General features: G+C 37.1%; 19 protein-coding genes and 2 pseudogenes. 13 read left to right on the top strand and 8 right to left on the bottom strand.

Translation table 11 applies throughout. The features are described from left to right. Positions 1-48 precede the first annotated feature (48 nt). Positions 49-426, bottom strand: coding sequence for a kinase-associated lipoprotein KapB (locus FSZ17_RS18855; RefSeq protein ID WP_057773220.1), 378 nt, complete (start codon positions 424-426; stop codon positions 49-51). Between the two features lie 157 nt (positions 427-583). Here FSZ17_RS18855 and FSZ17_RS18850 point away from each other — a divergent pair, with 157 nt between their 5' ends. The 3 genes from FSZ17_RS18850 (at position 584) to FSZ17_RS18840 (ending at position 2,284) form a co-directional block, all read left to right on the top strand. Continuing rightward, positions 584-1,279, top strand: a complete 696-nt coding sequence (locus tag FSZ17_RS18850) for a peptidylprolyl isomerase (protein WP_057773219.1) — start codon at positions 584-586, stop codon at positions 1,277-1,279. Positions 1,280-1,463: 184 nt separating this feature from the next. Beyond that, complete coding sequence (locus FSZ17_RS18845) at positions 1,464-1,676, top strand: hypothetical protein (protein ID WP_057773217.1); 213 nt, start codon at positions 1,464-1,466, stop codon at positions 1,674-1,676. 83 nt (positions 1,677-1,759) lie between these two features. Next, entirely contained in the window at positions 1,760-2,284 is a 525-nt protein-coding gene (locus tag FSZ17_RS18840; protein WP_057773215.1) for a superoxide dismutase family protein, read from the top strand. 60 nt (positions 2,285-2,344) lie between these two features. Here FSZ17_RS18840 and FSZ17_RS18835 read toward each other — a convergent pair. Continuing rightward, positions 2,345-3,517: pseudogene (locus tag FSZ17_RS18835) on the bottom strand (MalY/PatB family protein). Positions 3,518-3,598: 81 nt separating this feature from the next. On the opposite strand from FSZ17_RS18835, the gene FSZ17_RS18830 reads away from it, so the two are divergent. Further along, positions 3,599-3,859 carry a DUF1871 family protein gene (locus FSZ17_RS18830; protein ID WP_057773214.1) on the top strand — a complete coding sequence of 87 codons (261 nt, stop codon included), beginning with the start codon at positions 3,599-3,601 and terminating at the stop codon, positions 3,857-3,859. Positions 3,860-3,867: 8 nt separating this feature from the next. Here the strand turns inward: FSZ17_RS18830 and FSZ17_RS18825 are convergent, their stop codons facing one another. Further along, a complete protein-coding gene (locus FSZ17_RS18825) occupies positions 3,868-4,710 on the bottom strand; it encodes an alpha/beta fold hydrolase (protein ID WP_057773212.1) in 843 nt (280 codons plus the stop codon). Between the two features lie 381 nt (positions 4,711-5,091). On the opposite strand from FSZ17_RS18825, the gene yugI reads away from it, so the two are divergent. Then, positions 5,092-5,475, top strand: a complete 384-nt coding sequence (gene yugI / locus FSZ17_RS18820) for a S1 domain-containing post-transcriptional regulator GSP13 (RefSeq protein WP_057773209.1) — start codon at positions 5,092-5,094, stop codon at positions 5,473-5,475. A gap of 136 nt (positions 5,476-5,611) precedes the next feature. Then, on the top strand, positions 5,612-5,977 hold the full coding sequence (locus tag FSZ17_RS18815) for a group I truncated hemoglobin (RefSeq protein ID WP_057773207.1): 366 nt from the start codon (positions 5,612-5,614) through the stop codon (positions 5,975-5,977). A gap of 83 nt (positions 5,978-6,060) precedes the next feature. Here the strand turns inward: FSZ17_RS18815 and FSZ17_RS18810 are convergent, their stop codons facing one another. Beyond that, positions 6,061-7,479 carry a sigma-54 interaction domain-containing protein gene (locus tag FSZ17_RS18810; RefSeq protein ID WP_057773205.1) on the bottom strand — a complete coding sequence of 473 codons (1,419 nt, stop codon included), beginning with the start codon at positions 7,477-7,479 and terminating at the stop codon, positions 6,061-6,063. Positions 7,480-7,942: 463 nt separating this feature from the next. Here FSZ17_RS18810 and pruA point away from each other — a divergent pair, with 463 nt between their 5' ends. The 3 genes from pruA to FSZ17_RS18795 all read left to right on the top strand — a co-directional run bounded on the left by pruA (position 7,943) and on the right by FSZ17_RS18795 (position 12,466). Next, positions 7,943-9,490, top strand: a complete 1,548-nt coding sequence (gene pruA / locus FSZ17_RS18805) for an L-glutamate gamma-semialdehyde dehydrogenase (protein ID WP_146846524.1) — start codon at positions 7,943-7,945, stop codon at positions 9,488-9,490. 127 nt (positions 9,491-9,617) lie between these two features. Next, positions 9,618-10,817, top strand: coding sequence for an ornithine--oxo-acid transaminase (locus tag FSZ17_RS18800; RefSeq protein WP_057776749.1), 1,200 nt, complete (start codon positions 9,618-9,620; stop codon positions 10,815-10,817). A gap of 299 nt (positions 10,818-11,116) precedes the next feature. After that, positions 11,117-12,466: a glucose-6-phosphate isomerase gene (locus FSZ17_RS18795; RefSeq protein ID WP_057776748.1), complete on the top strand. Its 1,350-nt coding sequence runs from the start codon at positions 11,117-11,119 to the stop codon at positions 12,464-12,466. Between the two features lie 146 nt (positions 12,467-12,612). On the opposite strand, the pseudogene FSZ17_RS23795 reads toward FSZ17_RS18795, so the two are convergent. After that, positions 12,613-12,783: pseudogene (locus FSZ17_RS23795) on the bottom strand (RNA polymerase sigma factor SigJ); the annotation flags it as partial. 533 nt (positions 12,784-13,316) lie between these two features. Between FSZ17_RS23795 and FSZ17_RS18790 the strand changes: the two are divergent. Together FSZ17_RS18790 and FSZ17_RS18785 are read left to right on the top strand one after the other, a co-directional pair. Next, positions 13,317-14,381: a hypothetical protein gene (locus tag FSZ17_RS18790; protein WP_228460237.1), complete on the top strand. Its 1,065-nt coding sequence runs from the start codon at positions 13,317-13,319 to the stop codon at positions 14,379-14,381. Positions 14,382-14,797: 416 nt separating this feature from the next. Continuing rightward, a complete protein-coding gene (locus tag FSZ17_RS18785; RefSeq protein WP_057776746.1) occupies positions 14,798-15,205 on the top strand; it encodes a YugN-like family protein in 408 nt (135 codons plus the stop codon). Positions 15,206-15,364: 159 nt separating this feature from the next. On the opposite strand, the gene FSZ17_RS18780 is transcribed toward FSZ17_RS18785, so the two are convergent. The 3 genes from FSZ17_RS18780 to FSZ17_RS18770 all read right to left on the bottom strand — a co-directional run bounded on the left by FSZ17_RS18780 (position 15,365) and on the right by FSZ17_RS18770 (position 18,491). Continuing rightward, positions 15,365-16,363: a potassium channel family protein gene (locus tag FSZ17_RS18780; RefSeq protein ID WP_322107588.1), complete on the bottom strand. Its 999-nt coding sequence runs from the start codon at positions 16,361-16,363 to the stop codon at positions 15,365-15,367. Positions 16,364-16,507: 144 nt separating this feature from the next. Beyond that, a complete protein-coding gene (locus tag FSZ17_RS18775) occupies positions 16,508-16,672 on the bottom strand; it encodes an aspartyl-phosphate phosphatase Spo0E family protein (RefSeq protein WP_082625450.1) in 165 nt (54 codons plus the stop codon). A gap of 112 nt (positions 16,673-16,784) precedes the next feature. Then, positions 16,785-18,491, bottom strand: a complete 1,707-nt coding sequence (locus FSZ17_RS18770) for a PucR family transcriptional regulator (protein WP_057776744.1) — start codon at positions 18,489-18,491, stop codon at positions 16,785-16,787. 224 nt (positions 18,492-18,715) lie between these two features. Between FSZ17_RS18770 and FSZ17_RS18765 the strand changes: the two genes are divergently transcribed. Together FSZ17_RS18765 and fdrA are read left to right on the top strand one after the other, a co-directional pair. Further along, positions 18,716-19,600: an oxamate carbamoyltransferase subunit AllH family protein gene (locus tag FSZ17_RS18765; RefSeq protein ID WP_057776743.1), complete on the top strand. Its 885-nt coding sequence runs from the start codon at positions 18,716-18,718 to the stop codon at positions 19,598-19,600. Further along, positions 19,597-21,144, top strand: coding sequence for an acyl-CoA synthetase FdrA (gene fdrA / locus FSZ17_RS18760; protein ID WP_057776742.1), 1,548 nt, complete (start codon positions 19,597-19,599; stop codon positions 21,142-21,144). The genes FSZ17_RS18765 and fdrA overlap by 4 nt, the downstream gene beginning before the upstream one ends. The last annotated feature ends 1 nt before the right edge of the window (position 21,145 follow it).

Below are 21,145 nucleotides of genomic sequence, written 5' to 3'. Positions count from 1 at the left end.
TTGGCTTTCTTTGCATTCACTAAAAAGGATTTAGCGAATGCGTGGGATTCAAAAATAATCCTTTTCAAGTGATGTTATATTTTTTAAGCTTTGTTCTGCCCATGGTGTGCCAGCTTCTTTCAGTTCTTGCTTCATTTTCTCTAATGATGCTCGTAAAGAAGTTGTATAATCAGGTGTTTCATCAGTAAATGGTTTTACCATCTGTTTAGGGACATTGGTTTGCTCTCTATATGCTAACGCCCGGCGTTCATGAAAAAAGAGTACATCGGCTTCCTTTGGGTTATGCAAATCACCCTGCATCGGATGCTTGACTACTGCTAGCACTCTGACTAGATAATGCTGTGGTCGAATATCTGTTACTTCTCCAACATACTTCCCCGTCTTATAGATTGCTGTTACAATGTCTCCGACTTTCATTTCATTCATAATAAAATCTCCTTCCTAAAGTATTTTTCCTCATTCCTTCGTCATGTCCCCATTATGAACTAGAATCGAAGAAAAACAAAGTGCAAAAAAATTTGAAATCATGTAATCTAAAGAAAGATCATTGGAAAATCTGGGCAAGAATTGGAGGAAGAATGGAATGAAGTTAAAATTATTTCTCCCTGCAGTGGCTATTATGTTATTACTAGCTGCATGCGGGACAGGGGCAAGTAAAGAGGAAGGCAGTCAAAACGCTGCAAATAAAAAATCAGAATATCCTCAATTAGTGAAGGAAGTTCAAGAGAATGAAAGACTAGTTGAAATGGAAACTTCAATGGGGACGATAAAGATCAAATTATTCCCAGAGTATGCGCCAAAGGCTGTTGAAAATTTTATTACACATAGTGAGGAAGGCTACTACGACGGATTGACTTTTCACCGAGTTATGCAGGACTTTATGATTCAAGGAGGAGACCCACAAGGAACTGGCATGGGGGGAGAAAGCATATATGGAGGTCCTTTCGAGGATGAGTTTTCTGATAAACTTTTTAATCTTCGTGGTGCTTTATCTATGGCTAATGCTGGTCCAAATACGAATGGCAGTCAATTTTTTATCGTACAAAATAGTACGGTTGACGAAAGTTTAAAGCAAGAAATGGAAAAGGCGGGCTATCCTGAGGAAATTATCAAAGCATATGAAAAGGGTGGTACGCCATGGTTAGATTCTAAACATACCGTTTTTGGACAAGTCATTGATGGGATGGATATTGTGGATAAAATTGCAACCACGGAAACCGGGGCAGGTGATAAGCCAGTTGAGGATGTCGTGATTAAAAAGATTAAAGTAGTAAAGTAAATGAGAAAAGAGTAAGCATCGCAGCCTTCCTTGCGGAGCTAGATCATTTTCTAACTCGAATTTTTTTTGAAACGATATTTCTTTAGAAAGAAATCTAATTGCAAAAAGATTGGATCGTTCCTTTATTGTTGATATAATAACATATTGAACCAGTCACTGCTTTTCAGCAGAAAGGATAGATAATATGTTGGAATCGTATATCATGTCGTTATTTTTATATTTTCCTGAAGATAAAACAGAATATATCCCTGCTGCGATAAGCTTTACGATCTTTTTTATCTTATGTGTTTTAACCTTCCGATTTATTCTTCGTGTATCTAATCGACAAGCGATAAAGGCAAAAGAGCTAGAAGATCAAATTATGAATGAAATTAATAGCAGCGAAAAGAACAGCTAATCCAAAGGCTGTTCTTTTTTTGTTTACTGGAGGATCATATTGGGAATACTATTGGACAAATTGTCTGATGGAGGATTTTACTAATGAAAAAGGCATGGATTCTACTTCCTTTTCTTATTCTTACAGGATGTGCAGAAGAAAATATTAGAAGATTAGATGTTGAAATGTATAATGCTGACGGGGATTCTTTAGGAACGATCAAATTAGAGGAACAAGCAAAGGGAGTAAAGTTGAATGTTGATTTAAAAGGTTTGCCTGCAGGTGAACATGCGATCCATATTCATGATAATGGAAAATGTGAACCACCTGATTTCAAATCGGCAGGCGATCATTTTAATCCTGAAAATAAAGAGCATGGCCTGCTTCATCCAAAAGGCGCACATTCTGGTGATCTTCCTAACCTTATTGTGGGCGATGACGGGAAAGTGAAGGAAGAGTTAATGGCACCACAGGTTACATTACAAGAGGGAAAAAAATCCTTATTTACAAAAGATGGTACATCGATCGTTATTCATGAAGGGAAGGATGATGGAATGTCGCAGCCAGCTGGAGATTCCGGTGATCGGATTGCTTGTGGATCCATTTCTAAGGATAAAAAAGAGGAGTAACTACATAACAAAGGGCTATTTCATGAGTCGAATTTTCGACTATGAGGTAGCCCTTCTCTGTTAGTGATCAAATGCCCTTTTTAATCTTTCCAATCCATCTAGCAGTATTTCTCTTGGGCAGGCAATATTCATTCGGACAAATCCTTCGCCGCCTTGCCCATACTTTGTTCCCGGTTCAAGTGCAAGTTTGCCTTTGTTTAATAATTGATCTCTTATTTGATGATCATTTAATCCAAGATTACGGCAATTAAGCCAAATTAAATAAGTTCCTTCAGGTTCCATCATTTTTATCGATGGTAAATGCTCTTCGATGAAGTTCCTTGTTATTTGAATATTTTCATGTAAATATTCCAGCAGCTCTTCAAGCCATTGTTCTCCATAACGATAGGCAGCTTCCATCCCGATAAAGCCAAACGTCGATAAGGAATGAAAGCCTTGTCTTGCTTGAACCATTTCAAATGCTGTCCGGTGTTGTTTGTTTGGAATGATAACGGCTGAAGCCTGCAATCCAGCAAGGTTAAATGTTTTTGTTGGTGCTATGCAAGTAATAACGAGATCCTTCCATTTTTCATCCAGAGAGGCGATAGGAATATGAGTATTTGGGCTGAAAATAAGGTCAGAGTGAATCTCATCGGAAAGAATTAAACAGTTATATTGATAACAGAGCTCTCCAATCTTTTGTAATTCCTCTTTCCTCCAAACTCTTCCGCTAGGATTATGAGGGTTACATAACAGAAATAACTTCACGCCCATTTTTAACTTTTCTTCAAAGTCAAAGAAATCAATGACATAGCTGTTATTCGTTAATGTTAATGGTGAGTTTATAACTACCCTATTATTTTTCTTAATCATGTCAAAAAATGGAGCATATACAGGTGCTTGAAGTAATACTTTATCTCCTGGTGCTGTGTATGCCTCGATTGCTGCTGCGATGGAAGGAACAACTCCGTGATGATAAAGAATCCAGTCACTTTCAATTTGCCAGCCATGCTTTTTCGCTAGCCACTGCTTGATTGATTCTGGAGTGGAAGTTGGGGCATGGGTATAGCCGAAAATTCCATGCTAAACTCTTTTCTGGACGGCCTCCTTCACTTCAGTTGGAGGTTGAAAGTCCATATCCGCAACCCACATTGGCAGTACGTCATCCGTTCCAAATACCTCCTTGGTTGATCCCCATTTTACTGAGGAAGTGTTTTCCCGATTGACGATCTCATGAAAATCATATTTATTCATTATATCCCCACCTTTTCTTTTAAATGATCTTTACCCTATAATAAGATACGGAAGCAAAAAGTTAAAACAAAAGGTGATTATATGCAAATTCAAGAACTGAATCTTCAGCTGGTGGATCTATTAAATGAATGGGATCCTTTCGGTATTGGTGCAGGAAATTATGATACAGAAATTGCTGATATTGTTCAGGCAGTTCATGATTTAGATGATGAAAAAAATCTAGCAAGGAAAATACAGGCTATCTTTGAGTTTTCCTTTGAAAAGTTACTCCATCTAAATCAGTGCAAAGAGATTGCCGCAAAATTATTAGCGATAAAAGATGGGGGAGCATGCACGTTATAAGCGGCAGTCTAACAAGAGTCTGCCGTCTTATTTGCAAATTGCTTGATATAAAGAAAAACCTCCTCGGGTTTCTCCTCTGGAACGAGATGGCCAGTTTCCTTTAAGATGATGAGCTTCGAATTTTTCAAATCCTTATTTAATTGTTTCCCTACGCTAAGCGGAACGACCTTATCATGCTCTCCCCATATCAATAAGCAAGGAATATCAATTTCATGTAGAATCTCTTTAGATAAATCCCCCTCACGATCCCGAATCATCTTCGTTAAAGCTGGGAATATATCATCTTCCAGAAAGGGAGCTAGATAGCCCTCTTCCATATCTTTATCAATCAATGATTGGTCGTGAACAACTAGCTGCAAGTTTTTCTCTACCCCTGAACGCCCTAGCCAACGCTTCACAAAGATATGGAAAAAGGGAATATAACTAGCGAATATGAGCAATGGCTTTGATTTTTTTAAATATGCAGAGCTGCATAATAGTATTACTTCACTAACAAGATCAGGGCGTAAATACCCGATATGTAAAGCAATTTGCCCACCCATGGAATGGCCAATGAGAGTGATTTTGTTTAGATGCAGTTTTTCTGCAATCTGAATCACTGTTGTTGCTAGATTATGATAAGAGTAAAGAAAACCCCGTGATTTGCCGCTTTTTCCAAAAGGGGGCAGATCAATGGAAATAATATTATATTCATGTGTTAAAAAAGGAATGAGGCGCCGGAAACTAAAACTGGATGAAAGGAATCCGTGTATTAATATTATCGTTTCTTTAGAAGAATCATTTGGGTAGCTTTCATAATAAACATCTGTACCATTCATATTTATTTTTTTACTTAAGCTTGTATGCGTCATTTTGATCCCCCTCATTAGCTAAATATTCAATATTTTCTCCATGAGTGTACATGCTATCCCACAGTTTTTTTCAACAATATTATTTATAAGTATAACCTAAAAAAAGGACAACCCATAAGGATTGTCCACTTCAAAAAGGGGGAATACTAGAAAGCTTTATAAAACAAGCCTGTCCAAGTTGAATAGCTTTTATACATAATTGATAAAAAAATTTCTTTGTCTTAGTAATCCTTTCTTCGCTACATAAATAATAATATGGTTTAAGAGCAGAATAGAGTTATCACCTGCTGAAAAATAATTTTTGAAAGTTTAACTAGACTATGGTATAATTTTAAATTGCGAATAAATAGGATAAATATAATATAAATTAGGAGTGTTTTCATGTCAGAAAAAATCGAAGTAGGCAGTGTAATTACAGGTAAGGTGACAGGAGTTCAAGCATATGGTGCGTTCGTTGCACTAAATGAAACTACTCAAGGGCTTGTTCATATTTCCGAGGTTACTCATGGATTTGTTAAAGATATTAATGAGCACCTTAAAGTTGGAGATGAAGTAGAGGTTAAAGTATTATCTGTTGATGAAGGAGCAGGCAAGATTGGATTATCTATTCGTGCAACACAAGAAGCACCTGCTGCAATGGAGGTTAAGGCGAAAAAGCCTCGCAAACGTCAAGCTGCCCCAATTAAAGTAGAAAGTGATTCTACTCAAGGTTTTAATACATTAAAAGATAAGCTTCAAGAATGGATCGACCAATCTAAAGCGTAATACTTGAAAAGTAATGAGAAAACCGGGCTATGCTCGGTTTTTTTTTCATTATTTTGGATGAATGAATATCGGATATCGTTTTCTTTCCTTTCAAATAATAACTTTGTCTTTGAAAAATAACCAAGGGGGAAAGAAAATGACGGAACAAACACTTTTTGAAAAAGTCGGCGGAGAACAGGCGATTGAAAAAGTGGTCGATTATTTTTATTCTGAATTAGTGTTAAAAGATCCAACCGTCAATCACTTTTTTGAGCATACGGATATGGAGAAACAGCGTCGCCACCAAACAAAGTTTATCAGCTTTGCATTAGGTGGACCTAATCAATATACAGGTACATCAATGTCCAAGGCACATAAAGGCATGAATCTGCAGCCAGAGCATTTTAACGCCATTGCCAAACATCTCCACGATGCACTCGCTCATTTTGGTGTTAGTGAAGAAGATATTGATCAAGCATTAACGAAAGTTAATACACTTCGAGATGATATATTGTATCAATAAGGGAAATTTTTGAAGCTGAAAACTACAAAGGCTAAAAACCTTTTTCAAGGCGAAATGGTTTTTAGCCTTCTTATTTTATAAGTTTATTTAAGTCGAATTTTTCTATTGATTTGATATTTTTTCATTCTGTATTGGAGATTTTGCCGACTCATCCCGAGGGATTTTGCTGCTTGGGTTATATTGTGATCGTGATGGTTTAATACTTTTTGTAAATAATGTCTTTCTGCCTCTTCGATATATTGCTCCAAAGGCTTAAATTGGCTGTTAAGGTCAATAAAATGTTCAATAAACTTAGGTTCATCACTCTTAATTTGCGGTTTATTACGAAATTGAATAGGCAAATGTAAATAGTTTATTCTTTCCTCGTGAACGATTAGATTCATAGCCCCTTCTATCACATGTTCAAGCTCACGAATATTTCCTGGCCAATCGTATTGTTCGAATATGTTTTGAACATCCTCAGCAATCCCTTGAACATGCATCCCAAATAAATGATTATATTTTTCAATAAAAAAATGTACTAATTCCCGAATATCACTTTTTCTGTCACGTAATGGCGGAATAAACAGCGACACTACACTAAGTCGATAATACAAATCTTTTCGGAGTCTGCCTTGAGAAATAGCATCGATAGGATCTTCATTAATGGTCGCAATAATTCGGACATCGATTTTCCGATCGTTTGTATCGCCTATGCGTCTAACAGTTCTTTCTTGTAGAACGCGTAATAGCTTAGCTTGCAGGGATGGATTTAGCGAATTGATTTCATCTAGAAGCAATGTTCCGCCTTCTGCCTGTTCGAAAAGCCCTGGTCTTTCGATTGAACCAGTAAACGCCCCTTTCTTTGTTCCAAATATCAACCCTTCAATAAGACTATCTGGAAGGGCTGCGCAATTTTGTGAAATGAAGGGCTTAGAGGATCTGCTGCTTCCATTGTGGATGCTTTGAGCAAATAATTCCTTTCCTGTACCAGTATCACCGATGATCAGGACAGAAGAGCTTGTTCTAGTTGCTCTTTTGCTTGCTTCAATAAGCTCTTGAATTTGCTCGCTGCTTCCAATAATACTATCGAAGGTGTAGCGGGTATCCCCTTTTTTATTCATATTTTCCCTAATCAGCTTTTCTAATTTTGTTACATCGCGGGCGATTTCCATCGCACCGATACAAACACCATCTTCAATAATTGGGAAAGTATTATTAATCGTCGTAATTTCTTGCCCTTTATTATTAAAATAGGTTTGCTTCGCGTTAATTGTTTTATCCCCCTTTGTGAGGGCCTTTAAGAGTGTGCTATCTTCATTTTTGTGAAAGGTGAATACATCTAATAGATCTTTATCTAGGACGTCTGAGAAATTCATTTCTTCCATTTCAGCCATTTTTTTATTATAAATAAGAGTTTTCCCTTCGTGGTTGACAACGTGGACACCTATATCAATTTCTTTAAGTATTTGTTGAAAAAGTCTATTAAGCAATTGAATATGTTTGATATCCTTTTCATCCATTTACTTCAACTCCTTCATCATTCTTTAAATTAAGTCTGTGTTAAGCTCAGTGTTGATAATGCTATTTTGTTGTTGATTGGAGCGGAAGGCACGAGATCCTCGAAAATGCATTCGCATTTCCTTCGTGCGGTGTTTATTCGTGGAAGATTATTCAACGTCCTGCGGGAAAAGCGAGTCAAAGGGAGACCCCGCAGGAGCGATCTTCGACGAGGAGGCTTCCGGACCGCCCGCGATCGCTAAGTACCTGCAACGGAAATCAACAGGAAAGTTTTACATAGCCAATTAAAGTGTAAACTTGGTGTAGGTTAAGTGCAATTAATTTTTGCATGTTCATATGAAGGATGCAAAGAATATTTGCATATTGAGCTAAAAATGTTGAATAATTCGGCTTTTTTATAATTGGCATAATTCTTGCAAAGATAAATAGTGATAATGAAAATATTATTTCAGGGGGATTGGAATCATGGTACAACCTTACAAACATGAACCATTTACTAATTTTAAATTAGACGAAAATCGTCAAGCCTATTTAGCTGGTTTGAAGACAGTTGAAGGCTATTTAGGACAAGATTATGATTTAGTAATCGGTGGAGAGCGTATCTCAACGGAAGATAAAATCGTCTCTTATAACCCAGCTAATAAAACAGAAGTCATTGGACGTGTATCAAAAGCAAATCGCGACCTTGCTGAAAAAGCGATGCAAGAGGCTGTAGAAGCTTTCAAAACATGGAAAAAAGTGAAGACAGAAACACGTGCTGATGTTTTATTCAAGGCAGCTGCGATCATCCGTCGCCGCAAGCATGAGTTCTCTGCCCTTTTAACAAAAGAAGCAGGGAAGCCATGGAATGAGGCTGATGCAGATACAGCAGAAGCTATTGACTTCTTAGAATTCTACGCACGTCAAATGCTTAAAATAAAAGACGGTGTGCCTGTAAACAGCCGTCCGAATGAATATAACCGTTATGACTATATTCCGTTAGGAGTAGGAATCATCATTTCTCCTTGGAACTTCCCATTAGCGATCATGGCTGGAACAACTGTTGCGGCAATCGTGGCAGGAAATACAGTTCTATTAAAACCAGCGTCTACTACACCAGTTGTAGCAGCGAAATTCGTTGAAGTAATGGAAGAAGCAGGTCTGCCAAAAGGCGTTCTTAACTTCGTACCAGGAAGCGGTGCTGAAGTGGGCGACTATTTAGTTGACCATAAAGATACTCGTTTTATCAGCTTCACAGGTTCTCGTGATGTTGGTCTACGCATTTTCGAACGTTCATCAAAAGTAAACGAAGGTCAAATTTGGATGAAGCGTTTAATCGCAGAAATGGGCGGAAAAGATACAATCGTAGTAGACAAGGAAGCAGATCTTGAATTAGCTGCAACTTCTATTGTTGCTTCTGCATTCGGCTTCTCTGGTCAAAAATGTTCTGCATGTTCTCGTGCTGTAATCGTTGAGGATGTATACGATCAAGTGTTAAATCGTGTTGTTGAATTAACAAAAGAATTAACACAAGGTGATCCTGTAGATCCAAGCAATTACATGGCAACTGTTATTGACCAAAATGCATTTGATAAAATCATGAGCTATATCGAGATTGGTAAGCAAGAAGGAAAGCTTATGACAGGTGGAGAGGGAGACGATTCTAAAGGCTACTTCATTAAACCGACTGTATTCGCTGACCTTTCACCAGATGCTCGCATCATGAAGGAAGAAATCTTCGGCCCTGTTGTCGGTTTCACAAAAGCAAAAGATTTCGATCATGCGATTGAAATTGCGAACGACACAGAATACGGCTTAACAGGTGCCGTTATCACAAATAACCGTGAAAACATCCAAAAAGCACGTGAAGATTTCCATGTCGGAAACCTATACTTCAACCGCGGCTGTACAGGCGCGATCGTAGGCTACCAGCCATTTGGTGGATTTAACATGTCAGGAACAGACTCAAAAGCGGGCGGCCCTGACTACATCATGCTTCATATGCAAGCGAAAACAACTTCTGAAATGTTTTAATTAAGTGGAATTTCGATCAAGGGGGGGAAAGCCCTTAAATCGGCAATAAAACCCTTTTTGGTTTAAATTACAATCACTTAGCGATACAATGTAAAAGATGAACACGCAAATGGGAGGAATGATTGACATGACAGAAGCATTAAAAACGAATTCATTAATTGAACAGACTGAAAAATATGGTGCGAATAATTATCATCCGCTTCCAATCGTCATTTCAAATGCGGAGGGTGTATGGGTTGAGGATCCAGAAGGTAATAAATATATGGATATGCTGAGTGCTTATTCAGCAGTCAACCAAGGACATCGTCATCCAAAAATCATTCAAGCATTAAAAGACCAAGCAGACCGCGTTACCTTAACTTCACGTGCTTTTCATAATGACCAGCTTGGTCCATGGTATGAAAAAGTATGTAAGCTGACGAATAAAGAAATGGCATTACCGATGAACACAGGTGCTGAAGCAGTTGAAACAGCTATTAAGGCTGCTCGCCGCTGGGCATACGATGTCAAAGGGGTTGCTGATAACCAAGCTGAAATCATTGCATGTGTAGGCAACTTCCATGGCCGTACAATGCTAGCAGTTTCTCTTTCTTCTGAGGAAGAATATAAGCGTGGATTTGGTCCAATGCTCCCAGGAATTAAATTAATACCATACGGAGACCTGGACGCGTTGAAAAATGCTATTACTGAAAATACTGCAGCCTTCTTAATAGAGCCGATTCAAGGGGAAGCTGGAATTATCATTCCACAAGAAGGTTTCATGAAACAAGCATACGAAACTTGTAAAGAAAACAATGTATTATTTATTGCTGATGAAATTCAAGCAGGACTTGCTCGATCTGGTAAAATGTTCGCATGTGAATGGGAAGATGTAGACCCAGATATGTATATTCTAGGTAAAGCATTAGGCGGGGGAGTTTTCCCAATTTCTTGCGTGGTTGCTAATAAAGATGTTCTAGGTGTCTTTAACCCAGGATCACACGGATCAACCTTTGGCGGAAATCCTATGGCATGTGCTGTTTCTATAGCGGCTCTAGATGTTCTTGTTGATGAAAAGCTAGCAGATCGTTCTTTTAAGCTAGGAGAGCACTTCGTCAATAAATTAAGAGAAATCAAAAATCCTATGATCAAAGAAGTTCGCGGCCGCGGCTTATTTATTGGAGTAGAACTTACAGAACCTGCACGTAAATATTGTGAAGCATTAAAAGAAGAAGGCTTATTATGCAAAGAAACTCATGATACAGTTATCCGTTTTGCTCCTCCGCTTGTCATTACAGAGGAAGAATTAGATTGGGCAATTGAACGTATAAATAAAGTTTTAGGCTAATGAAAAGGAAAATCCTTGCACGGCTAGTGCAAGGATTTTTTGCGCTTATTGAATAGTGTCTCAAAGAGAGTTTATAAAACACTTTTTCTAAAAAAACGTAATAGTATTTTTTCTAGTAAATTCGTCAATCTTCATTCAGGTATAAAAAACATGTCAATAAGTTTACACTTACATTAAGCAATGTTTCTTGATTATGATTGTGCTTTTCGTTAAAGTGATATAAGAAAAGAAGTAGATTCAAAAGGAAATTGAAAGTATTCAATACATAACTAAAAACTTTATATAAGGGAGGATCAGATATGACGCATGTTCGTTTTGATTACTCAAACGCACTATCATTTTTTGGTGAACACGAACTTACATATTTACAGGATGCTGTTAAGGTTGCACATCATTCTTTACATGAGCAGACAGGGGCGGGAAATGAATTTTTAGGCTGGATCGATCTTCCGGTTAATTATGATAAGGATGAATTTTTCCGGATTCAAAAATCAGCAGATAAAATAAAGAGTGATTCTGATATTCTGCTAGTTATTGGAATAGGCGGCTCTTATTTAGGTGCCCGAGCTGCGATTGAAATGCTTAATCACAGTTTTTATAATGCTCTTTCGAAGAAGAAGCGAGGAACGCCACAAGTAATATTTGTCGGAAATAATATTAGCTCCACTTACATGAGGGACGTCATTGATGTACTTAATGGGAAGGACTTCTCCATTAATGTAATTTCAAAATCAGGTACGACAACAGAACCAGCAATTGCTTTTCGTATTTTCAACAAGATTTTAGAGGATAAGTACGGAAAGGATGAAGCGCGTAGAAGAATTTATGCAACAACTGATAAAAAACGTGGTGCATTAAAAACAGTTGCAGATGAAGAGGGCTATGAATCTTTTGTGATTCCTGATGATATAGGTGGCCGCTATTCTGTTCTAACAGCAGTGGGCTTACTGCCTATAGCAGTGAGTGGTGTAAATATTGCAGAGATTATGAATGGAGCAGAACAGGCACGTGAGGATTTCAGCAGTTCAGAGCTAATGGAAAATGCTGCTTATCAATATGCTTCCATCCGCAATATCCTATATAATAAGGGAAAAACGATTGAAATGCTCATTAACTATGAGCCTTCATTGCAATACTTTGCTGAATGGTGGAAGCAATTATTTGGAGAAAGTGAAGGAAAGGATCAAAAAGGAATTTTTCCTTCATCTGCAAACTTCTCAACAGATCTCCATTCGTTAGGCCAGTATGTACAAGAAGGACGCCGCGATCTATTTGAAACGATTTTGAAGGTAGAACAGCCACGTCATGAACTTGCGATTGAAAAATCCGATAATGATCAAGATGGATTAAATTATCTAGCAGGAAAAACGGTTGATTTTGTCAATAATAAAGCATTCGAAGGAGCAATGCTGGCGCATACCGATGGAGGAGTTCCTAATTTAATTCTCTCCATTCCTGAACTAGATGCATATACATTCGGATACCTTGTTTATTTCTTTGAGAAAGCATGTGCAATGAGCGGCTATTTGCTTGGAGTAAATCCATTTGACCAGCCAGGAGTAGAGGAATATAAGGTAAATATGTTCGCGCTTTTAGGAAAGCCAGGATTTGAAGGGAAAAAAGCAGAACTTGAAAAGCGATTAAAATAAGTAAAAGAAGAGTTCGTCATGTGGCGAGCACCAACTTTTTGGTATCTCATCAACTATATTTGTACTACAATAAAGCACCCTAGAAGGGTGCTTTTATCGGCTTTACTAGTCATTTTATTAATCTTATTACAAGTAGTTCCATCCCAATAGACTTCACGAAGCATAAAGACGGCTCGTTCAATCGCATTTAGTTGTTGTAATAATAGCAAATAGGCGGTAGAGATTGATTCTTGTTGTAAAAATACTTGCGAAGGATCGTTGGGAGAATTCACTATTTTAAGCAATGGTTCCGGATGCCATGGTCCGACATACCTTTCCAACCAGTGATCAGTTCCACTCCATGTTGGATGGAAAGTTCACGAAGTCCTTCAATAAGTGTCCCCCAGCCTCTATCTAGATACAAGACACCTTGTAATGAACGTTGAAGCTGCTTTAAGGCAGGACCTGCCGCCTGTAAATCAGGTAACAAGCACATAGCTGGATGTTCGAAGCAATGAATAGAACAAGTTTCGCAAAATCGGATCATGCAATTAAGTTTCAATCCAATAGCGTATACTGATCTGATTCCAGATACAAGTATCCATTTTTCCGAATTTAATTAACCATTGCATATTCGAGCTTTCCCTCCACCTACAATAACCACTTCATATTTTGTCATCTTTATCATCCTTTTCGATTATTTACTAATAAAACGGATGAGGGAGTGAATCTGTTCTAACAAAATAAATAATTGACATTTAAGGGGAAATTTTAAACAGAATTTAAAAATGACCTCACTTTTATTTAACTTTCAGTAGTTAGTATAAAAGTGGGGTTTATTTCTATGTTGATTAAAAGGGGGCTGTTATAGATGGATGTAAAACCAGTACAGATACTATCTGAAGGGAAATGGAAACGTAGACGAACTTTTAGGCTGTCAAATTGGCTTCGACATGCAGGAGCTGCGGCGGCTGTTTGGTCATTTTTATATGGAATAATAGGTCTTTACTGGGCAATTGGAGGAGCAGGGTTTCCGTTCGGTGAAGGTGATTCTCGAGGAGTGATGATGGGGTCTTTTCTTTCTAATTTGAAAGCAGATGTTGGAGGGCTGGCGTTCGCAATTATCGGATTTACAGGAACGTTCGTAGCTTTGGCAATGAATCATTCTTTGATCCAACAAAAGTGGTGGAGAGTCTTTTTTCTTACTTTCTCATGGACGTTATGTGTGATACTTCTTGTGGTTATTCCGGATACGCGAGTATTGCAGAACTTTGTTTATGCGCTCATGTTCTATTTCGAGTTGTTTGACTGGCCTGTCTTACAGCAACTCTTATGCATAGTTGGGGGAATCCTATGGGGTGCAACGGCTTTGTTTTACCAGCGTCGTTCAGCGGGAGCTTGTGTGGATTGCGGTAGGATTGAAGGTGATACGAACAAAACTAAGCTCACTAAATGGGGGAAGTGGTCTACCTTAATTGCGGTGATAATGGCACTTCCCTACGGAATTGTTCGTTTGGCATGGGCAGCAGGTTTACCATTGGGTACTCCCGAGATCGATATGACACTTACTGGCAGGTTGGTCGAAGCTTTTCTTGGGGGATTACCTATTATGGGTGCCATCCTCACATTAGGTTTAATACAGAAGTGGGGGGAAGTCTTTCCTCGTTGGTGTCTAATTATAGCTGGTAAACGGGTTCCCATTTGGTTTGCGGTCATTCCTGCGGCGATTGCGTCTATTCTTTTGACCATAGCAGGTCTTAAGGTGAGTCCGGTTATCATTATGGGAATTTTAGATGGTTCCATTAATAGTGCCAATTGGGGAGAATTACTGCCTGCTTTATCTTGGTTTTTTTGGGGCGTATCACTAGGTGCTGCAACTCTAAGCTATTATTTACGAAGACGTAGTCAGTGCAGATATTGTGGAATTGGAGGATAAAAAGAATATGAATAATGTAGTAAATAACGAAATTTCAGCTTTTCTGCTCCATTCATTTTCATTTTGAAAATCTGCTGGGTTTATCTTTACCTTTGGCTTTTTCGCGATAACACTTCAGGTCGTTCCGTCTGAGGGGATTGTTTTAAGTAAAATTGGAAGGACAATTGGGCCGATGTTTTCATGGATGCCTTGGGGAATAGCTTTAGGACTTGCAACAGTTTCCTACTATTATCGTAGGCGTGGCCAATGCGAATACTGCTTGAGAGATGACAAAGTTTGAAATAACGGACAATGAAAAATTCAAAATGAAACAAAACTCGCGGGTAAGGATGTTAGAGAAGTTTTTGGATTGAAAATAATCATGAAACCCTTTCATTTGGAGAAACTAAGAAAAAATAAGGAAAGGGAGTGTCGTAATGATTGAAATACCTTCAGAGGTTGAAGGAAAAAGTTACGATTTATATAAGCTGGAACAAGTACTTAAGCCGATTGGATATTCAATCGGCGGAAATTGGGATTATGACAAGGGCTCATTCGATTATAAAATTGATAGTAAAGATGGCTATCAATTTTTACGTCTTCCATTTACTGCAATTGATGGACAGCTGGATGAAAGGGGCTGTACGGTTGCATTAGGAAGGCCGTTCCTGCTCTCTCATCAATATGAAGAGGGATTGGATGACCAAACGAGCACTGCTGTATTTTCAGGATCATTTAATCAGTTCTCTGAGCCTGTTGATAAAGATGCACGTTTTCCTGAAGAGTATGTAAGGGTCGGAAAATCCTTAGTAAAAGAACTAGAGTCTGTATTATTGAACCGCTAATTTTTTATCCCGAATTAACGGGCAGTAAGGTCCCCACTTCAAGACTTTAAGTGAACTAAAGAGGCTAAGTGGGGATCAACACAGGACGTGGTGTTTTGAGCGTGATTGGTTCAACTAACAAGCAGTGGGGGATGGAAAGAACCACCACTGCTTGAAGTTTCACTTTATTACAATTAGCTGATCCTGAGGAATTATTTTAAAAGGGTGCGGCGGATTTAGTAAAGTTTCCTCACCCCTTTTAATTCCTAGTAAAAGAACACTATCTTTGATTAATAATTGACTAAGCTCCAAAAAAGTCATATTAGTAATTTCAGAAGTTGCAGGCTTAAAGGTTAATTTTCTTTTATCAAGCTGGTTTAATAAGTCCAATAAGGAAGTGACAAGCTCGTGTGAAGAAATACTATTAATCATAACGAAGCTCGTTAGAATGTTTGTTTGCACAATTTCATCAGCACCCGCCCTTTTGGCATTAGCGACCTGCTCGGATGTTAAAATTTCAACAATACATTGGACATTAGGATTTAGCCCTTTCACTGTCAGTAATGTTAAAATAGAACCCATATCTGCTTGACGCTCTCCTTTGTTTGGGTCCGCCGTAATGATGACCTTGCTTGCATCAAAAACATTTGCCTTTATAAGAACATGATCTAAATTAGAACAACCTTGAATAAAATGAACATTCATGTTTGGTAAGGGATTCAATCTAAGTGTTTCATCGATTAAAGTAAATGACTGGTCTTTATTGTGATTCCCAAGCGTTTGGAGGATTTCTCTCGACCTTTCGTTCCACCCAATGACAATAATATGCTTTTTTCCTTTGAATACGTTTCTCCCTTTAAGCAAATCATTTTGTTTTGTGACTGCAATAGCAGCTAATGTGACAAAATAAGAGGCTAAAAAACCAGCACCAACCATGATTAAAGCGATTCCAGCTAATCTTCCACCTACTGTTTTCGGTGCATAATCACCATATCCAACCGTAGCAGCTGTAACGATTGCCCACCAGACTCCCTCAAATAAAGTAGGAAATTGGTCAGGCTCTATTATGTGTACAATCCATCCAAATGTAAAAATGAAAATAAGAGAAATAATAAGTATTCTAAAAATAAGCGGTAATCGTGCGAAGCTTGTAAACAAATTGTATGGCAAGAATGACACCCCTAATATTGATTATTAGTTCATTATTAACCAATTTTAGCGGTTTCATAATAATGCTCGAAATAAATCCTCAACGGTTCCTAAATGAAAAATCTCCTATCTTATTTCTAGTAAAATAAAAAAAAGCTAGAATCTCTAGCTCAATTAGGAAAAATGAAGAATATGCAAATAAATTAGCCTATCTAATTTTTGGCTATAAGTTAGTGTTTCTTTACTATTTATCCCTGTTTCGTGTGCTATTCGTATCATTTCTTTTCTCATTTTGTTAATTCTTTTTAGTACTAATTGTTCAATTGACGCCTTATTCATTTTACTCTTCCCCTATTAAAGTTGTCATTAATATTATTATAGGAGATATTTCTAAATACGAAATAGATTCGACAAAGGTTCTGAGAAAAAGACAAAAGTCTGCATTTTTTTATTAATGCTCCAGATGATTTTTATTTAACAGTCTAAATATTTTCAGGGATATTTGGATTCTGAGTAATTCTTCTGAGTTTTTTAGATCGCTATTCAAAATTTCTTTAATTTTTTCTATTCGATAAATAAGGGTGTTTCTGTGCAAAAACATTGCTTTAGCTGTTTCACTAATGTTTTGATTATTAATGAAATAATTTTCTAAAGTAATAATATAACTTGTCCCATGTAAAGAGTCATGTTCATATAAATTTCCAAGACTTTTTAGGAAAAAATCTTCTAATTCCGCATCTTTAATATTTGAGTCTAATAAATGATAGACTGAATGATCATCAAAGTGGGCTATTCCATCTCGATCCTCAAACCTTTGCATTAGCCTTATGGCCTCGTTTGCTTCGGAAAAACTTTTATAAAGAGAACTAATAGGGCTATATTGCCTGCCAATCCCTATAATAAATTCTGTATTAAGAATATGATTTGATAATATTTTTTGAATATCACTAGCAAATTGTTTAGCTTCATTAATGGAAATGGATGGTCTTGTTTCATTTTTTCCAAATAATATTATGATTCGATTATTTCGATGGAAGCACGTTATTTCCCCATCTTCTTTTTTCGAATTTTCATATACTAAATTCACACATTTTTTTAATTTGCCTTCAAGTTTATATTTCCTTGCGACCATATCCTCGTACTTTTCTAGCTCACTTGATTCCATATTAATAACCATACAATGATACATATAATTAGGATTTAATCCATGTAAGCTGCAAAGAGTCTGAATGGTTTCTGTAGATGTTATTTTACCTGTCAGTAAATCATCGAAGAAATCTTGCCTAATCTTTAATTTAACATCCTCAATCTCTTTCTCTTTAATTAATTCGAGGGCAATGATTGTTGAGGCTTGTTCTAAAGTGATATAGTCGAATTCAGTAAGCTCACGAACGGTTTGCCAAACAACAATATATCCCAAAATCTCATTTGTTACGCCGATCGGCAGGATACGGCATTTTACCTCCAAATCTTCTACTCGATAAATACGTTTAATCAGCTTCTTCATTTCACTGATATCCTGAGGAATTAAATCGGTAAATTCCTTATTAAAAGTAGGTCTATTTTTTACGAGATCAAGGCAATAAGCTAAAGGAATTTTATTTTCAACATATTCTTTATAGTGTAATAATTTCCAATCCTTGTCTAAAAGAAGAATTGGATTGTTTACTGTATCAGCCAACATGGAGGAAATTCGTTCAATTCCTCCTCCTTCTAGTGCAATTCGAAAAAGAATATTATGCATGTCTAGTGTTTTTCGATTTAGTAAATCATATCTTCCTGAAGCCTTCTCATTGATAATGGAGATTACCTTAGACAAGGTGTATTCAAAGGGTAATTCTAATAGGGGAAGTCCATACTTGTTTGCTTGATTAATCATATTTTGAGGGATTTTATCAAAATATCGCTTCATCTTGATTACAAGTCCGGAACAATTTATCTCTGATAATTCCTTTATGATTTGATCTTGCAGCTGCTCATTATCCTTAAAAATATACCCTGTAGATAAAAGGAGTTCATTAGAGGATAGCCAGTCGAATGCATCTGGATTTTCCATAATATTAACAATCGAAATGACATTATTAATCCCTTTTTCCCCAGCAACCACTTTGATTCCATCTATCGCTTTAACTTGTAAAAGATCTTTTACTGTAAGCATTTATTCTCAACTCCTATGACATAAATTTAACACAGCTCTTTGTACAAATTGCACAAATGACTTTATATGTTTTTGGTTTCATTAAACGATGACGCTCATAGGCAATTTATATAAAATAATCTCGTAATGCTGGTTCATTGTCAAATAGTTATTTTTATTATGAAAAGGAGGCCTCGTAAAGTTAGACAAATCTGTGAGCATTCCAGACTAAAGAGGTGACTCAAATGAAATTAGCGATATCTGGAGATGATGAATTCATTGAAAGAATAGAGGATTGTAGTTTTCGTGGTTTTGTTCACAGTGTATTCAATTGTACATTTAATATTCGAAACCTAGAAAGTGATGAATTGTTCACGATAGTGTGCAAAAAAACAGACAATGGCCCCAATACATTAGTTGTAGATGTAGAGGACTTTAAAAATACCAGCATTGAAGTAAATGATCCAGTTATGGTTATGAAAAAATCTTTACACATCGGTGATAAGCTTCATATCTCTATTAGAGATTGTGAAAAATGGGAGAGTATTTTACCTGATTTTCCTAAAGAAATAGAAATGGTTAAAAGAAATTTAAATATCGTAAAGGATTATATTGAAGTTCATGGAAAAAGCGGAGGGGTAAAACCAGATTCAGCATCTAATCTCCTATTTTCTAAAGAAGTTTCAAGAATTCTTGATGAACAATCTCGAAAGCTTATACATGAATTGCTAAATGGCAGAATTTCGAATGCATTAAATTATGCGGTTTCACTAATTGGACTTGGTCCTGGCTTAACACCTTCTGGAGATGATTTTCTAGTTGGATTATTTACCATCATGAATATAAAAAATTGCTATTTGTTTTCAAATCAATCATTTTGCGAAGAAGTGGTTAAGAAAGCCAAAGCATTAACGAATGATATTAGCTATATGGCTTTAAAAAAAGCTTCTATTGGTAAAGTAAGAGAATCTATTATTCAGCTCGTCCATGCCATTATGAAAGGGAAAGACGAAGAATTAATTCTCTCTTTAAATAAAGTATTAAACATAGGCTCTTCATCAGGGACAGATATAGCCTTAGGACTTGTCTGCGGATTGGAAGCCAATATAAAAGCTGGAGGTAAATTATGACTGTACAAGCTGTAATCAAGCCAAACACATATTTCGATTCAGTATCATTAATGTCTTTATCAACGAAAGCGAATCAAATCGAAGGCGTTGAGCAAGCCATTATTGCAATGGGTACTGAAATGAATAAAGAGGTAATGAAAAACGTCGGATTATTGACGCCAGAAATTGAAGAAGCAGGAACAAGCGATTTGATCATTGTTGTTAAAGTGGCATCAGATGAATTATGTGAAAACGCTTTCGTTGGTATTGATGAATTATTGACGAAAAAGAAGGGTCCTTCTAAAGGAAAGAGCGAAGTTAAATTTTCTACTATCTCTTCTGCAGCGGAAAATATTCCTGAAGCAAACTTAGCAGTTATTGCTGTAAATGGAATGTATGCAGCTAGAGAAGCAAGAAAAGCGCTTGAAAATGACTTAAACGTTATGCTATTTAGCGATAATGTAAGTGTTGAAGATGAAATTGCGTTAAAGAATTTAGCCCATGAAAAAGGATTATTAATGATGGGTCCTGACTGTGGGACGGCAATTATTGGAAATGTTGCCCTATGTTTTGCGAACGCAGTAAGAAAAGGCAATATTGGTATCGTCGGTGCTTCTGGAACAGGAAGCCAAGAAGTCAGCGTTCGAATTCATGAATTTGGAGGAGGCATTTCACAATTAATCGGCACAGGCGGAAGAGACCTGAAAGAAGAAGTTGGCGGAATTATGATGCTTGATGGAATTCAAGCACTTGAAGATGATGAAGCAACGAAAGTTATTGTTCTCGTATCTAAGCCACCTGCACCAAGTGTAGAAGAGAAGGTTTTAGCGAAAATCAAGCAGTGCAGCAAGCCAGTTGTTGTTTGGTTTATTGGCGGAGACGAAACGAAAGTAACAGAAGCTGGAGGCCATTTTGCAAAAATGTCAAAAGAAGCTGCAATTAAAGCTGTCGTATTAGCTGGTGCAGACGAAAGCAAGCTTAACAAACGTGCCCTAAACATTCCTTTAATCGAGGAAGTTCGTACAAAGTTAAAGCCAGAGCAAAAATATATTCGCGGATTATTTAGTGGCGGTACGCTATGTGATGAGGCAATGCATGCAGCTATGGAAAAGTTTGATAATGTATACAGTAACATTTCAAGAAATCCAGAATATCGCTTAAAAGATAGAAATACTAGCAATGAGCACACTTTCATCGATTTCGGTGATGATGAATTTACACAAGGTAAGCCACATCCAATGATTGACCCATCTACCCGTATTGAGAGATTCATCCAAGAAGCGAAGGATCCATCAGTTGGTGTTATTGTTATGGACTTCGTATTAGGCTTCGGTGCACATGAAGATCCTGTTGGAGCAATGCTTCCAGCTATGATTGAAGCAAAACAAAATGCTGAACAAGAAGGCAGACATTTAGAAATCATCGGATACGTTCTTGGAACAGAATTAGATAGACAAAACCTTGATGATCAAGTGAATAAATTATTAGCTGCTGGTGTAACACATGCAAGCAGCAGTCAGAATGCTGGTCTATTGGCTAGAGAATTCGTTGTGAAAGGGGAATAGT

Origin of the sequence: Cytobacillus dafuensis (genome assembly GCF_007995155.1) — a bacterium.
In the GTDB taxonomy this organism is placed as follows: Bacteria; Bacillota; Bacilli; order Bacillales; family Cytobacillaceae; genus Cytobacillus; species Cytobacillus dafuensis.
The sequence above is the reverse complement of the archived record's forward strand: the minus strand, read 5'-3'. Positions and strand labels throughout refer to the sequence as shown.

Excerpts from the sequence above, each read along its gene's own strand:
- FSZ17_RS18845 (WP_057773217.1), top strand. The coding sequence starts at position 1,464 with ATGTTGGAATCGTATATCATGTCGTTATTTTTATATTTTCCTGAAGAT.
- FSZ17_RS18800 (WP_057776749.1), top strand. The coding sequence starts at position 9,618 with ATGACAGAAGCATTAAAAACGAATTCATTAATTGAACAGACTGAAAAA.
- fdrA (WP_057776742.1), top strand. The coding sequence starts at position 19,597 with ATGACTGTACAAGCTGTAATCAAGCCAAACACATATTTCGATTCAGTA.
- FSZ17_RS18785 (WP_057776746.1), top strand. The coding sequence starts at position 14,798 with ATGATTGAAATACCTTCAGAGGTTGAAGGAAAAAGTTACGATTTATAT.
- FSZ17_RS18830 (WP_057773214.1), top strand. The coding sequence starts at position 3,599 with ATGCAAATTCAAGAACTGAATCTTCAGCTGGTGGATCTATTAAATGAA.
- FSZ17_RS18765 (WP_057776743.1), top strand. The coding sequence starts at position 18,716 with ATGAAATTAGCGATATCTGGAGATGATGAATTCATTGAAAGAATAGAG.
- FSZ17_RS18790 (WP_228460237.1), top strand. The coding sequence starts at position 13,317 with ATGGATGTAAAACCAGTACAGATACTATCTGAAGGGAAATGGAAACGT.
- FSZ17_RS18850 (WP_057773219.1), top strand. The coding sequence starts at position 584 with ATGAAGTTAAAATTATTTCTCCCTGCAGTGGCTATTATGTTATTACTA.
- FSZ17_RS18795 (WP_057776748.1), top strand. The coding sequence starts at position 11,117 with ATGACGCATGTTCGTTTTGATTACTCAAACGCACTATCATTTTTTGGT.
- FSZ17_RS18815 (WP_057773207.1), top strand. The coding sequence starts at position 5,612 with ATGACGGAACAAACACTTTTTGAAAAAGTCGGCGGAGAACAGGCGATT.
- pruA (WP_146846524.1), top strand. The coding sequence starts at position 7,943 with ATGGTACAACCTTACAAACATGAACCATTTACTAATTTTAAATTAGAC.
- FSZ17_RS18770 (WP_057776744.1), bottom strand. The coding sequence starts at position 18,491 with ATGCTTACAGTAAAAGATCTTTTACAAGTTAAAGCGATAGATGGAATC.
- FSZ17_RS18855 (WP_057773220.1), bottom strand. The coding sequence starts at position 426 with ATGAATGAAATGAAAGTCGGAGACATTGTAACAGCAATCTATAAGACG.
- FSZ17_RS18825 (WP_057773212.1), bottom strand. The coding sequence starts at position 4,710 with ATGACGCATACAAGCTTAAGTAAAAAAATAAATATGAATGGTACAGAT.
- FSZ17_RS18810 (WP_057773205.1), bottom strand. The coding sequence starts at position 7,479 with ATGGATGAAAAGGATATCAAACATATTCAATTGCTTAATAGACTTTTT.
- FSZ17_RS18775 (WP_082625450.1), bottom strand. The coding sequence starts at position 16,672 with ATGAATAAGGCGTCAATTGAACAATTAGTACTAAAAAGAATTAACAAA.
- yugI (WP_057773209.1), top strand. The coding sequence starts at position 5,092 with ATGTCAGAAAAAATCGAAGTAGGCAGTGTAATTACAGGTAAGGTGACA.
- FSZ17_RS18840 (WP_057773215.1), top strand. The coding sequence starts at position 1,760 with ATGAAAAAGGCATGGATTCTACTTCCTTTTCTTATTCTTACAGGATGT.